Origin of the sequence: Aeromonas sp. CU5, from assembly GCF_002586745.1 — a bacterium.
Classification (GTDB): Bacteria; Pseudomonadota; Gammaproteobacteria; order Enterobacterales; family Aeromonadaceae; genus Aeromonas; species Aeromonas sobria.
Genome location: NZ_CP023817.1, coordinates 230,504 through 244,668, shown reverse-complemented (window position 1 = coordinate 244,668; position 14,165 = coordinate 230,504). Strand labels below are relative to the sequence as shown.

Annotated in this window: 11 protein-coding genes, 1 tRNA gene and 4 pseudogenes; 6 read left to right on the top strand and 10 right to left on the bottom strand. The window is 46.9% G+C overall.

The genetic code is table 11. The features are described 5' to 3' along the window. Window positions 1-56: 56 nt before the first annotated feature. The 4 genes from CK911_RS01090 (at window position 57) to CK911_RS01075 (ending at window position 2,744) form a co-directional block, all read left to right on the top strand. The gene (locus tag CK911_RS01090) at window positions 57-542 is read left to right on the top strand and encodes a hypothetical protein (protein ID WP_098968695.1); all 486 of its coding nucleotides are present in this window, start codon (window positions 57-59) and stop codon (window positions 540-542) included. Window positions 543-672: 130 nt separating this feature from the next. Further along, a complete protein-coding gene (locus CK911_RS01085; RefSeq protein WP_098968694.1) occupies window positions 673-1,458 on the top strand; it encodes a Sir2 family NAD-dependent protein deacetylase in 786 nt (261 codons plus the stop codon). Next, window positions 1,455-1,754: a cyclic-phosphate processing receiver domain-containing protein gene (locus tag CK911_RS01080; RefSeq protein WP_098968693.1), complete on the top strand. Its 300-nt coding sequence runs from the start codon at window positions 1,455-1,457 to the stop codon at window positions 1,752-1,754. Before CK911_RS01085 ends, CK911_RS01080 begins: the two co-directional genes overlap by 4 nt. 270 nt (window positions 1,755-2,024) lie before the next feature. After that, window positions 2,025-2,744 (top strand): hypothetical protein, encoded by a 720-nt coding sequence (locus CK911_RS01075; RefSeq protein WP_098968692.1) that lies wholly within the window; start codon window positions 2,025-2,027, stop codon window positions 2,742-2,744. Window positions 2,745-2,786: 42 nt separating this feature from the next. Here the strand turns inward: CK911_RS01075 and CK911_RS01070 are convergent, their stop codons facing one another. The 6 genes and pseudogenes from CK911_RS01070 to CK911_RS01055 all read right to left on the bottom strand — a co-directional run. Beyond that, a complete protein-coding gene (locus CK911_RS01070) occupies window positions 2,787-3,515 on the bottom strand; it encodes a hypothetical protein (protein ID WP_098968691.1) in 729 nt (242 codons plus the stop codon). Window positions 3,516-3,537: 22 nt separating this feature from the next. Continuing rightward, on the bottom strand, window positions 3,538-4,803 hold the full coding sequence (locus CK911_RS01065; protein WP_157774504.1) for a relaxase/mobilization nuclease domain-containing protein: 1,266 nt from the start codon (window positions 4,801-4,803) through the stop codon (window positions 3,538-3,540). Window positions 4,804-4,892: 89 nt separating this feature from the next. Beyond that, window positions 4,893-5,315 carry a hypothetical protein gene (locus tag CK911_RS21020; RefSeq protein ID WP_157774503.1) on the bottom strand — a complete coding sequence of 141 codons (423 nt, stop codon included), beginning with the start codon at window positions 5,313-5,315 and terminating at the stop codon, window positions 4,893-4,895. Window positions 5,316-5,748: 433 nt separating this feature from the next. Further along, window positions 5,749-6,048, bottom strand: a complete 300-nt coding sequence (locus CK911_RS21015) for a hypothetical protein (RefSeq protein WP_157774502.1) — start codon at window positions 6,046-6,048, stop codon at window positions 5,749-5,751. A 140-nt stretch (window positions 6,049-6,188) separates the two neighbouring features. Then, window positions 6,189-6,596, bottom strand: coding sequence for an H-NS family nucleoid-associated regulatory protein (locus tag CK911_RS01060; RefSeq protein WP_059112990.1), 408 nt, complete (start codon window positions 6,594-6,596; stop codon window positions 6,189-6,191). 134 nt (window positions 6,597-6,730) lie between these two features. Further along, a pseudogene (locus tag CK911_RS01055) lies at window positions 6,731-7,630 on the bottom strand (IS3 family transposase); the annotation flags it as partial. A 64-nt stretch (window positions 7,631-7,694) separates the two neighbouring features. On the opposite strand from CK911_RS01055, the pseudogene CK911_RS01045 reads away from it, so the two are divergent. After that, window positions 7,695-8,845 (top strand): annotated as a pseudogene (locus CK911_RS01045) (IS30 family transposase). 15 nt (window positions 8,846-8,860) lie between these two features. Here the strand turns inward: CK911_RS01045 and CK911_RS01040 are convergent. After that, window positions 8,861-9,103: pseudogene (locus CK911_RS01040) on the bottom strand (transposase); the annotation flags it as partial. A gap of 2,014 nt (window positions 9,104-11,117) precedes the next feature. On the opposite strand from CK911_RS01040, the gene CK911_RS01030 reads away from it, so the two are divergent. Next, window positions 11,118-11,194 (top strand) — tRNA-Arg (locus tag CK911_RS01030). A 358-nt stretch (window positions 11,195-11,552) separates the two neighbouring features. Here the strand turns inward: CK911_RS01030 and CK911_RS01025 are convergent. The 3 genes and pseudogenes from CK911_RS01025 to CK911_RS21620 form a co-directional block, all read right to left on the bottom strand. Continuing rightward, on the bottom strand, window positions 11,553-12,101 hold the full coding sequence (locus CK911_RS01025) for a cytochrome b/b6 domain-containing protein (protein WP_098968688.1): 549 nt from the start codon (window positions 12,099-12,101) through the stop codon (window positions 11,553-11,555). A 118-nt stretch (window positions 12,102-12,219) separates the two neighbouring features. After that, window positions 12,220-13,382, bottom strand: a protein-coding gene (locus tag CK911_RS01020) for an IS3 family transposase (RefSeq protein WP_098968687.1) whose coding sequence is annotated in 2 segments (ribosomal slippage) — window positions 12,220-13,127 and window positions 13,127-13,382 — 1,164 coding nt in all. Because the reading frame shifts where the segments join, the coding sequence is not laid out codon by codon here. Between the two features lie 55 nt (window positions 13,383-13,437). Then, window positions 13,438-13,979: pseudogene (locus CK911_RS21620) on the bottom strand (hypothetical protein). Between the last annotated feature and the right edge of the window lie 186 nt (window positions 13,980-14,165).

Here is a 14,165-nt window from a genome sequence, read left to right as displayed (position 1 = left end):
CTAAACCTTCCTTACACGAGTGTGCTTTGCGCTAAATAATGTGTGAGTAAGCAACCATGATTTCCACAAGAAAAGTCCTGCAAATCCATCGTTTCGTCAGTCGTGCCATTGATCAAACACCCTCGATGACCACCCAGGGTATGGTTCAAATCTTGGACTGGACCATCATGCGCGTGCAGCAAAACCAAAGCAGGGAGGAGGCCTATCCCTGTATCTTTGCCAGAGGGGCTGAACTGTTTTATCTGATTAGTTCAATCCGACCGTTTAGGCGATACAACCAGTTAACCGCTTTGTGTGTTGTCGACTGGTGTGTCCGACAACATGGCTTTGGCCTCAAAGATCTGCATCTGGATGAACAGCGGGTCATAACAGAGCGCATAAGACGCGATTACCGGGAACCGGTTTTGCAGGCAAGTGACCATTTTGCTCAGGAGTACCGCTACTGGTTTTTCATGCATAGCGAGCCCATCAGTAAACAAAGTGCCAGGTCTGCTAGTGCAATTACATCCATTAGTCGCAGCTTGTTTGATCTCAACTGGTAACTGCCGCTCCTCCTCATTCTTACCTCGATGAGGTGAGCAGAAACATAGCAATGAGGTGTGACCCCTACCCCCCAGGTTCAGAAACAAATCAATCGGATGGGCCGGTCGTGCCATAACGAAAGGTGGTCGTATGCAACCAATATCTTCCCGAGCACGTAGACATCAACGCCGTCATAGAGAAAAACGAGCACAAGCCTCGGTAACAGGCCAACACTACCATCCCACAATCCTCTTCTTTACCAGGGCGGGCTTATCAGCGGAAAGCGGTGTGCCCACGTTTAGAAGTGAATGCATTTGGCTTAATCATGAGAACTGGCGCTATTCCCACGCTAGTAGCATGAGTACGGATCTGGCTGGTTTCTTGGCCTTTCACAACAAACGGCGTCAAACTATGTTAGAAGCCGCCCCCTCACAGGCGCATTATCTGATAGCCCTGCTACAACAAAAATGTACTGTTAGGGTCATCACCCAAAATATTGATGACTTACATGAGAGAGCAGGTAGCCGTGAAGTCCTTCATCTACATGGTTCAATCCAGTTTTTGGTCCCCATAGGTTTTCGTAGCAAAAAATATCGGCTGCCTTGGCATGAGGATGTTGCGATCGGTGATCGCAGCCCATCCACTGGCCCACAATTGCGTCCAGATATAGTGCTGTTTGGTGAAAAGATTTATGAGTATCAACAAGCTCGTCGCTGGCTCTGCGAGGCTGATACCGTAGTAGTTGTCGGCACCAGTTTGCTTGTTGAGCCTACGAGCTCTCTGTTACAAAACATCAACCCTGGCGCATGTGTCTACTACATCGATCCCGATCTTGGTTTGTCATCCAGACTACCGTTTCCCGGTGAGCTGATTGTTGATGGGGCCAGTCGCGGGATTGCTCACGTATTGGAACTGAACCTGGAAAAACTGGTATGAAATTGTATCTGGACGATGAAAGAAAAACTCCGGTAGGGTGGGTTCGTGTCTTTTGGCCGGACGAGGCGATTGCATGGCTAAAAACAGAGGTGGTGACTGAAATTAGTCTTGACCATGACCTCGGTGATGATGATAGAGGAACCGGATACGACGTTATTCTCTGGATAGAAAATGAGGTAATGACAAATCACTTCATTCCTCCCAAAATTCATATTCATTCAGCAAATATCTCCGCAAGAAGAAAAATGGAACTGGGCATTATGGCTATAAATAGCTTTTTAGGGAAGTCAACATGACAAGTCCAGAGTGGTGACTAAACTCCAGAGATAGTAAATCATGTCACTATGTATAAATTTCTCTGATTCTTGGGAAAGTTCTGATATCTGCAATAGTCTCTCAACTGTTAAAAATCATCCCCTGAAAAATAAAAAGGCTTCTAAAATCGATAAGTACGAGTTATGAAATTTTCCTTTTAAAACATAAATGGTAAAAACGCTATTTTGTTGACTTATATTTAATTCAGAATGACAATCTAACTTCCACTATGACGATGTAATGGACAATGTATGAGTACGGATATCAATTTCTTGTGTAAAGAGAGTCTGTTTGCGTTCATCCAAAGAAAATATGATAACTTAAAGAATGATATGGGGTGGGACCTGCTTTTCTGTAGGTATGAGAACATGCTCTCCCCACTGTATCCTGTCGCATTCTTTGGTATAAATCCAGGTGGTGGGCCATGTGATACCAATGCAATTTCAGTGGAGTCTGAATGTGCATACTACAGTGAACCTTGGAAGGGCTGCGAGGAGGGTGAAGCACCGCTACAACAGCAGATGAGAGCCTTATATACAATGATTGGCGATGAACTGGGTGTATCATACAAACAGCTCATGGATGGCTCTCTGATGACAAACTATATTCCCGCCCGCTCACGAAATTGGCATACACTAAAAGGAAAGGATGAGTGGCTTGCACATGCTAGTGATATATGGAATGAGCGTATAAAGCAGGTTCACTGTAAACTCTATATCGCGATTTCGAAAATCGTATTTGATGAACTAGATAGCCATTTAACCAAGCATGGTTTCCAGATGGTTGAAAAAATCAATGAACAGATTGGTTGGGGGAGAGTCAGATACCAAATTCAGCGTTACGAAAGGGGGGATCAAGTTTCCTTGCTTGTACGCCTCCCTCATTTGTCAACATACAAAATATTTAGTCGACCAGCATGTCAACCTGCAATGGATATAATTAAGCGTGAGATCTCTAAAGCTCTTATATGACGACTTGCTTCATTAGAGAATCGAAGCCAAAAATGACACCGGTCAAACCGGTGTCATATCTATACTTCCTTTTTTCGTACATGGAAATTTTTTAGCTCGTGACAAGTTTTTATATTTATCTTTAGCTTTATCTCGAGAGGCACTTTCTAACTTACTCTGTTTCATATCCATGCCTTCAGTGCAAAAGTAAAAAAGAACTCTCTCAGCACAATATAGGTCACATTTCTCTTTTTCTGAGAATGGTACTTTTTCATTACTTCTTTTCAGGGCATATAATAGCAGATCAAGTATCTCAGATAGACTTCCTTTCTTACGAAAACGCTCCACTTTCTCATACTCTCTTTCATACTCATCCTTCTCTACGCTACATTCCTCAACCATAGGAATAGCATCAATAATCACACCAATAAACTCACCGACTTTCCGACCCGGTATAAAACCATAGCAATCACTATACTGCTCATCGTCGCCTTTACTACGCTTAATCACAGGAGAACCACCAAGGAACCCACGCCTCATATTTTCCATATAAGCATACTGGACCAGTCGTTGCTGCTCCTGGACCCAAAGCTTTGCATTTTTTGCGTCAGCCTCGGTTAACTCTTTTATAAGAGAAAAATCAGAATTTACATCAACTGTACCCAAGTGAACATTTACAGCCCTATACCTACGCACAGTTTTACCTGAAATGAGCTCCAATTCTTCCAGTACACTCACGGTTTTGCTAAATGATACGGTTCTAAGATTTGCATTCAACCTCATATTAGCCATGCCACACCTCTCATTATTATTGTTATTTTATGTTTTTTTCTTTGGTTTGTTCGTGTGATATGGAATGCCCATACCAATCAGTGATCCACTCATTGTTCGTCAAAATTTCATTCTTTAGTTTTTCTCTGTCTAAGAAAAACATGTTTGGCTTATCAATAGTAGCATTTTCTGAGATAATATCTTGGACATATCCATCAGGAATCACTGCGTTTAATCCTGCATGAATGCACTCCAGTCCTTTCCTAAAAATTGTAGTCAAAACGTCTGTCAGCAGTGCAAATGCATTGGATATAAAACTGTCTGTCGGTTCCTCGACTGATAGCAAAACAAAATCCAGTCTTAAAAGTCGGAAAGATAATGACGATGTGCCGGATGTTTTTTTATCCACAAATGACGGCACTGATTTTTTAAATTTGGAATATTGTTTTTTAGTACAATGAATCAATGCAGTAAACGGTATCACTATAAGATCGCTTAATTCACTTGATTCATTTGAAACACCCAAGTTCAGACTGTAATCATCTCGTCTAGGTGAATATTCAATACCTTGCTCGATCAACTTAGACCACGTCGCCCGCAACCTCTTGACCTTGGACCCTGATATCCATTTCTTACCGTCTACACTATAACAAATACCTTTTGGCTCGTGATTATCTGCTCTCCTCACCCTGACCATTACATTATGCTGACGCAACCCAGTGACAAAATCAGTCATGTTGTTCGGCTGGTTTTTAAAAACCACGTCCATTGCATCCCTAATTATACAGGCGGGATCATGTATAGCATGAAAGCTCCCTCTACCGCGGCCATTTTTAATATTGACTATGCTATACTCATGACCGAAATTTTTTTCAGGGCTTTTACAGATCGACAATCCCAATTCCATTTCTATTTTTCGAGCAGCATCAACTCCACGAGCGTAGTCATTACTATCATCAACTAAAGTTCTGTCTAATTTTACTCTACATGCCACAACATGCACATGTAGAGAGCTTGTATCGCGGTGTATAACAGATGTCCATCGAGTATCGCTACCATATCCTAATTCACTCATTAGCAGCCTAGCTGCAACTAGACATTGATATGGCGTTAATGATTCATCAGGGCTCAATGATAGTGAATAATGTGCACATAGTTGGTTTCCTGTGCCTGCATACAATGATGCCTGCATATTCAACTCCGTGAGTAGTGGCCCGATGTCATAATCAGAGACCTCACCTCGTTCATTCAATGTAATTTTTGGTCTATTAATTACACCACCACCGAGATGATAAACCTGTGATGGCATAGATTTTCGTTTCCTACCAATATGTATAGCTCGGTAAATATAAGATAGCCTGTACTGGAAATCTGGGCCCATCCTGTGTTTTTCAAAGTTCATTTCAACTTCACTCCAATCAGAACTTTTTCAATTCCTACAAACAGAGAGTTTATAGATGAGAGAGCCTGCATCACTGGAGATTTATCACTACTGTCAGTAATAAGTTTATAAACGTCACTACCAACTTCAGCTTCAGCTTGTCTAATCAATAACATGATTTGATTTAAATTCGATGATATATTGTATAACCCCTCGAGCAATCTCACACGATCATCATATGAAAAATCTGGTGAGATATTACTATCTGGTTCCCGGAGAGCCAAAAACCGAATCAGGCTAGACTTTTTGGGAATACCATAGGTTTTACTATGCTTAGTTAAAACACGTTGCTCAGCTGCATTAAATGAGATTCGGAGTATTAAACTGCGTTTTTCGTCAGCTGATTTTTGGGGTCTACCTGAGCGTGGTTTTATGTTCATTGCGTGCACCTTTATAATAATTATTAGTAGTGTTATGAGTTTTGTTTTTCAAACCAACCTATTTAATAGGCATTAAAACATAGCTGGTTTAGAGTTTTTTCAAAAAATATACAATAAATTTATACGAAGTCACATTCAGAAATGAGCCAAATTATTTGGTGATATTTAATGCTCACTCTAATTATAGTATTGCAAACACTAAATATAATATCAACAAACTTCTGAGCTAAATTATTAATTTAACGACTAGCGTTATCAATGGCATTGGCGAAAGTTAATATTTAAAATATGAAATTAACTAGACTTGCATGGTGAATTTAATTTTCTTCCATGAAATTATAACTATGACATAGGCTGATTAAAGTTATATAAAAAGGCATGCTCTCATCCTATGACAGACATACCTTTTCTAGATATAGCCGAACCAATGATGTCATATAAGCTCAAGGCTATGAGATAAAAGCTTCCCAAATGATTGATCATCAACATAACCCGCATGATCATTTCTACGCATATTTTTTATCTGACTCAGCACAGTAAAAAAGCACTCCTCACATAGATGCACCTCATATGCCGTACCATCATGTTTCGAACCATAACCCCATTTTGCAGTCAGGGCTCCAAACTGAGGATTATAGAAATTTGGGTTCATATGTGGGGTTGTGCTTTTATGGCATACGTCACACTGAATATCAGCTATAACCTCAACCTCTTTTGTGGTCATTATTTTCATCGAACACTCGCTATACATGTAGAGTAATGGACGAATAGCATGAATAAAATAGTTCATGCCGCCATAAACAAAATTTATTATAGTAGAATAAATAAAAAAAGCAGCCTTACGGCTGCTTTCAATACCACTATAATTGTGGATTAGATCAGATAATCCTCTAAGGACTTTCCGCTAGCAACGCCCTCAGCGATGGCTTTCGGCATACGGCCCTGACCAGTCCAGGTTTTTTCCTGGCCATCTTCGTGATACTTGTACTTTGCGGGACGCGGCGCACGCTTGGCCTTTTCCTTTCCTTCAGCTTTCGACGGAGCTGCACTACCAACCAGTTCGCTGGGGTCAATCCCTGCGTTTTTCAGCATCTCGCTGAATTCCTCGAGCTTACGCAGACGCTCGGCATTTTCCTCCTGATATCGGAGCTCAGCAGCCTCACGCTCTGTAAACACCTCATCAAATTTGGCCTTAATCTCGACCAACTGTTCGAATGGCAGTTCACGCAGAGCGGCCCGGAGACTACGAATGTTCAACAGTGTTTTGATAAAATCGTTCATGGATATAACGCCTAAAAAGTTATTTGTTTATCGCCTAGCATTATCACCTAGCTGTAGTTTGGTGCCAATATTTATCATCAAAATAATTGATATTTATATAGCCACATAGTGAGGTTTGAATCGCCCCTGGTTTTCTAGACACTCTGTTGTTGGACATTGAACTGCTTTTCAAACTCTACCGGTGACAGCCCATCATTGGAACCATGGCGCCTGATTGGGTTGTAAAACATCTCGATATAATCAAATACGTCGCTGCGGGCTTCGTCTCTTGTCGGGTAAATCCTGCGCTTGATCCGCTCCCTTTTGAGTAACTGAAAGAAGCTCTCGGCGACAGCATTATCGTGGCAGTTACCACGTCGGCTCATACTACAACTCAGGTTGTGGGCCTTCAGAAAGTCCTGCCATTCACCACCGGTAAACTGGCTGCCCTGATCAGAATGCACCAGTACCGGCTGCGTTGACTTGCGCCGCCAGACAGCCATCAATAGCGCATCAACCGCCAAGTCTGCCGTCATGCGTGGCTTCATGGCCCAGCCGATGATCTGGCGAGAAAACAGATCGAGCACCACCGCCAGGTACAACCACCCTTCTTGAGTGCGGATGTAGGTAATGTCAGTCACCCAGGAGATGTTGGGGGCTGGCACCTTAAACTGACGTGCCAGCGTGTTTGGGGCAGCCTGTGGGCTCTTGCCTCCATAATGCCCCTTACGGCGTTGATAGCCAGTTTGCGAACGCAGCCCCTCCCGCCTCATTAATTTGGCCACACGGTGCTTACCGCAGGCTTCCCCCAAGTCACGAAGATCGCGATGGATCTGGCGATAACCGTAGACAGCACCACTTTCCAGCCAGGATTGCTTGACCAATCCGATCAACCGTTCATCCGCTTGCTGGCGTAACGATGCGGGCTGTTTCAGCCACGCGTAGAAGCCACTTCGGTGACCCCCCAGGGTCTGGCACAGGGTAACGACACTGTACCGGTCGAGTCGGGAGGTTATGAACGCGTACCTTTCCTTGACTCGCTGGCAAAGTACGCGGTTGTAGATTCAATTGATCAACGCAACAACCATGTGAAAGCATGCCGTTGCGGAGGATTGTTGAATGAAGCGAACATTTACAGCAAAGGAAAAAGCGTTTGTTTTTGATCTGTGGAAGCGCTGAACAGGCTTCAGCGAGATAGCGAGAATCTTGGATTCAAAGCCCGGCACAATTTTCACCATGTTGAGGGACACGGAGGGGTCAAACCGAGCGAGCGCCGTCGAGCAGTAGTTCACCTGACGTTATCTGAGCGTGAGGAGATTCGAGCCGGTCTATCGGCACAAATGAGTATTCGTGCCATAGCACGCTCCCTTAACCGCTCTCCTTCAACAATATCTCGGGAAGTTCGACGCAATCGTGGCAGACGCGGCTACAAAGCTGTTGGTGCCAATAATCGTGCTAATCGAATGGCCAAAAGACCCAAGGTATGCCTTCTGGAGCGGAATCCGCAACTGCGGAATCTCGTGCTGGAAAAACTCGAGTTAAAATGGTCTCCGGAGCAGATCTCTGGGTGGCTCAGAAGAACGTTCCCCCGCCAGAACATGATGCAGATATCCGCCGAGACGATTTATAAAACGCTGTATTTTCGCAATCGGAGTGCGCTGCACCACCTGCTTGTTAAACATCTGCGCCGTTCTCATAGCCTGCGCCATGGGAAACGCCATACACGCAAGGGAGAAAGAGGCACCATCAATATCGTGAATGGCATATCAATCCACGAGCGCTCCAAGCACATCGATAACCGACGATCATTCGGTCACTGGGAGGGGGATTTGGTGTCCGGCACTAATAACTCTCACATAGCCACACTTGTAGATAGGAAATCGCGCTATACCGTTATTCTCAAGCTAAATGGAAAGGATGCCGGGTCTGTAAATCAAGCGCTTATAGATAAATTCCAGGAACTGCCACCCACGCTCAGGCTGTCCCTGACGTGGGATCGCGGCATGGAACTGGCCAAGCATCTGGAGCTTACTGCCAGTACAGGAATAAAAGTTTACTTCTGTGATCCTCAAAGTCCCTGGCAACGGGGCACGAACGAGAACACCAATGGTCTGATACGACAGTTTTTCCCCAAAAAAACATGCCTTGCCCAATATTCCCAGCAGGAGCTGGATAAGGTTGCAGCCCAACTAAACAGCAGACCGAGGAAGACCCTGAAATTTAAAACACCAAAAGAAGTTATTGAAAATGGTGTTGCGTTGACAGGTTGAATCTACAGTGGCCTCCTTTAAAATGTTGCGTTCCTCAGTGACTTGGCGCAGTTCGGCTTTCAGACGGCGGATCTCGGCTTGCAAGGCTGACTCTTCGTGCTGCTGGTCAGCGGGATTACCGTACTGCTTGAGCCATGCATACAGGCTGTGGCTGGATACCCCGAGGGCTCGTGCAACGTCAGCCACCGGCCGCCCGCGCTCGGTGATTTGTTTAACCGCTTCGATTTTTAATGTTTCTGGATAACGCTGACGGGTCATAACACCTCCAATAGTTGCCTCATTTTAAGGCTGCGAGGTGTCTAGGGAACTGGGGGCGATTCACTCCGCCTATCCAGCGATGGCGATTGTCAGCTGACAACGGGGTGATTTGCGCCTCAGAGCCCGCTGGCATCCGTATTATCGGTATCGTGAAATGGAAACCAGCCCATCCAGTGATGGCGATTGTCAGCTGACAACGGGGTGATCTGCGCCTCAGAGCCCGCTGGCATCCCTATTATCGGTATCGTGAAATGGAAACCAGCCCATCCAGTGATGGCGATTGTCAGCTGACAACGGGGTGAGCTGCGCCTCAGAGCCCGCTGGCATCCGTATTATCGGTATCGTGAAATGGAACTCCGCTCATCCAGTGGCAGCGATTGTCAGCTGACAACGGGGTGATCTGCGTCTCAGAGCCCGCTGGCAACCGCATTATCAGTATCGTGAAATGGAAACCAGCCCATCCAGTGATGGCGATTGTCAGCTGACAACGGATGAACTGTGCCTCAGTGGCCGCTGGCAACCACATTATCGGTATCGTGAAATGGAACTCCGCTCATCCAGTGGCAGCGATTGTCAGCTGACAACGGGGGATCTGTTCCTCAGTGGCCCCTGGCAACCACATTATCGGTATCGTGAAATGAAACTCCCCTCATCCAGTGGCAGCGATTGTCAGCTGACAACGGATGAACTGTGCCTCAGTGGCCCCTGGCAACCACATTATCGGTATCGTGAAATGGAACTCCGCTCATCCAGTGGCAGCGATTGTCAGCTGACAACGGGGGATCTGTTCCTCAGTGGCCCCTGGCAACCACATTATCGGTATCGTGAAATGGAACTCCGCTCATCCAGTGGCAGCGATTGTCAGCTGACAACGGATGAACTGTGCCTCAGTGGCCCCTGGCAACCACATTATCGGTATCGTGAAATGAAACTCCGCTCATCCAGTGGCAGCGATTGTCAGCTGACAACGGGGTGAGCTGCGCCTCAGAGCCCGCTGGCATCCGTATTATCGGTATCGTGAAATGGAAACCAGCCCATCCAGTGATGGCGATTGTCAGCTGACAACGGGGTGATCTGCGCCTCAGAGCCCACTGGCATCCGTATTATCGGTATCGTGAAATGGAAACCAGCCCATCCAGTGATGGCGATTGTCAGCTGACAACGGGGTGATCTGCGCCTCAGAGCCCGCTGGCAACCGCATTATCAGTATCGTGAAATGGAACTCCGCCCATCTAGTGATGGCGATTGTCAGCTGACAACGGTGTGATCTGCGCCTCAGAGCCCGCTGGCAACCGCATTATCAGTATCGTGAAATGGAACTCCGCCCATCTAGTGATGGCGATTGTCAGCTGACAACGGGGTGATCTGCGCCTCAGAGCCCGCTGGCAACCGCATTATCAGTATCGTGAAATGGAACTCCGCCCATCTAGTGATGGCGATTGTCAGCTGACAACGGATGAACTGTGCCTCAGTGGCCGCTGGCAACCACATTATCGGTATCGTGAAATGGAACTCCGCTCATCCAGTGGCAGCTATTGTCAGCTGACAACGGGGGATCTGTTCCTCAGTGGCCCCTGGCAACCACATTATCGGTATCGTGAAATGAAACTCCGCTCATCCAGTGGCAGCTATTGTCAGCTGACAACGGGGGATCTGTTCCTCAGTGGCCCCTGGCAACCACATTATCGGTATCGTGAAATGAAACTCCCCTCATCCAGTGGCAGCGATTGTCAGCTGACAACGGATGAACTGTGCCTCAGTGGCCCCTGGCAACCACATTATCGGTATCGTGAAATGGAACTCCGCTCATCCAGTGGCAGCGATTGTCAGCTGACAACGGGGTGAGCTGCGCCTCAGAGCCCGCTGGCATCCGTATTATCGGTATCGTGAAATGGGTCCCGCCCATCCAGTGATGGCGATTGTCGGCTGAAAATGGGCCGAACTGCACCTCAGTGGCCGCTGGCGATGACATTAGCTGTTTATTTTTATTAGTATTTTTATATAATGCGCGCACGTCCCAGTGGCACAGCTGGATAGCGCGCGCCCCTCCTAAGGGCGAGGTCGCAGGTTCGAATCCTGCCTGGGACGCCATCTCGTAACCTCATCTCACCACCCAATAATGCATTTCCGCATGCGTTGCAAGCATTATTTTGCGCTATTTCAGCGACATTCAAATCCAAAAGCCTTCCTAACTCATTGTTTTTTAAGGATTTTTTTTATTTAAAATCTCTTATAACCATCCCCTCCTAAGGGACAGGCCACTGGTTCGACTCCAGTCGGGAGCACCATATAAAACAAGGGGTTAGCATCGTCAGGATGCTAACCCCTTGGTCGTTTTTGGCGCGGGGTACCACAGGAAACATTCCATGCCACCCTCTTGTACCTCTTGAGGCATCTCATCACCGTACCCGCCCGGTAATCCCCCAACTACGCAGTAAATGAAATGGATCTAACGATCGACAACATCTACTCCAGATGGCACACGTTTCTTGCCAGAAATCATCGCCCGGATTAAGTCGCCATGAGTCAAGCGGTCAATCGCAATGACAGCCACTACATGAACGAAAATCGCCACCTGCAGCGCTTTGGCAAAAAACTCATGGATACCTTCCATGACCTCATCACCAAACAGATTCTCATAGTTAGTCAGAATCCCAGTAACAGCAGTGCCAACCAAACAGGTCAGTAACAGGATAATCATCAAGGAGCCCATCGGGTTATGCCCTGCGTGATAGGGATGTTTCCCTTTCATGCTCGCTTGCACGTAACCCGTTACACGGGCTGGAGTGGGAAACCACTGAGTGAATTTTGCGTAATGAGATCCAACAAAACCCCACGCAATTCGGATCACCAACAATCCAGACAAGATATAGCCGACATAGCGATGATTACGATGCCCCTCTTCGAGAATAAATAGATTGAGTACACATAATACGACTGTCGCCCAGTGAAAAAATCTGACGACAAGATCCCAAACTTTTATTTCATCATGTTTCATAACACTCTCCACACCATTGCAATGTGGCACAAACAACATTGAAGTCGCTTGTGCCACCATTAAATTATTCCGTGTCCAGCTCTTGCTGTTCCGTGACTTTATTTTCCAGGTGTAGTGGTCAACTAAATCCGGACACTTGGTTAGGCCGATCCTCGGCTTTTGCTGGCGCGATCCCGTCATTGTGTTGATGTGGACGCCGCCAGTTGTAGTAATCCATCAGGTAATAGCTGATATCCCGCTTCGCCTCCCGCAGGTTCATATATCCCGTTGTCGGGAGCCACTCTGTCTTCAGACTCCTGAACAACCGCTCCATCGGTGCATTATCCCAACAGTTGCCACGCCGACTCATGCTCTGGGTCATGCGATAGCGCCACAGCCGCTGCCGAAATGCCCGGCTGCCATATTGGCTGCCTTGGTCGGAGTGAAACAGCACACCTGATGGGCAACCCCGCTGCTGATAGGCCATCTCGAGCGCTTTTATTGCCAGCTCTGCATCAGTCTTGTCAGACATCGCCCAGCCCACGACTCGGCGGGCATAAAGGTCGAGCACCACCGCCAGGTAATTCCAACGACCACCTGCCCAGACGTAGGTGATATCGCCACACCACACCTGATTGGGTTGTTGGACATCAAATTCACGCGCCAGCAGATTGGGAATATCCGGTCGTTCAGACCGGGCGACCTGATAGCGATGAGCACCCGGTTGCTTGGATACCAGACCGGCCTCCTTCATCAGACTGCGCACTTTGAATCGGCCAATCTGATGCTCCAGCGCTCGCATCATCGACATCAAGGCGCGGCTGCCCGCTGAGTTCCGGCTCTCTTTGAACAAACGGCGCAACTCGCTGCGTTGCTGCATCCGCTCACGGTTAATCGTCCGCTTGCGGGCCAGATAGTCGTAAAAACAGGATGTTGGAACATCGAAAGCGCAGCAGACCATACTGATGGGGGCTTGCTCCCTTAATCGGTCTATCAGCGCGTACGTTTGAACTCGTCCGCCATCAAGAGAGCTGTAGCCTTTTTTAGAATGTCCTTTTCGCGCTCGAGCCGGTTGATGCGGGCTTCCAGCTCCTGGATTTTCTGCTGCTCCGGGGTCAGCGCTTTGCCGATTGGGGTGGTGCCGGTTCGTTCGGATTGGAGCTGCTGAACCCATCGGCGAAGTATGGTTTCACCGACATCCAGTGAACGGCTGGCTTCGGGGACAGAGTATCCCTGGTCGAGTACCAGGGATGCGGCTTCGAGTTTGAATTCAGCAGTAAATGAGCGACGTAATCTTGTCATTGAACACCTCAAGTCATGGTGGCGACTGTACCACCTAAAATGGTGTCCGGGATGATTAGACCACTACAAGGGTTGATAGATATACGAGCAGCACGATTGCCGCCAACAAACTAAAAGAAGCTGAATATCTGCTCAATTACAACCCACCGCTTTTTAGTGGTTTATCCAGAAAATCGCCCACTACAGCGCCTAATGGCCGAGTCATGATAAAAGCCGCCCAAAACAGCAAGGTGCGAGATACTGAGGTGAAAAAATAAGTTGCGACGATGGCCAGCAATACGGCACCAAACAGGATCATGCACCGGTGTAGCCAAATCCACCATCATCGGCGACCCAATCACCTAATGCCGTGCCCAGGGTTTGGGAAAACATAATGGTGGTCCAATAAAGTGCGCTACTGGCTGAAATTTGAGCGCTAACGGCGATGAAAAAGATAACTGCAACGATCCCGCTACTCAACAGATAGCCAAGATCCATCGACATGAAGACAGCATCACCACCGGTTTCCCCCAGCGTTGTTGCCAATATCTTGATAATCCAGAATGCCAGGGTGATCTCCGGCACTTTGCTGACTGAAGAGCTGATACTGTGATGCATAGCCCACCCATCCGGTGGTTCGACAACGATCCGTCGAATAGAGCATGTCTGTGATTTCTTAAGAAATGCTTAAGCTCGATAAAATCGACAAAAAAACTGCTTTTTAGCCAGATGAGAGTCCGCCAGGCAACAATTTCCTCTTAATTTTTTCTTAAGGTTCAAGGGTTATTGTTCACTCATACTTCA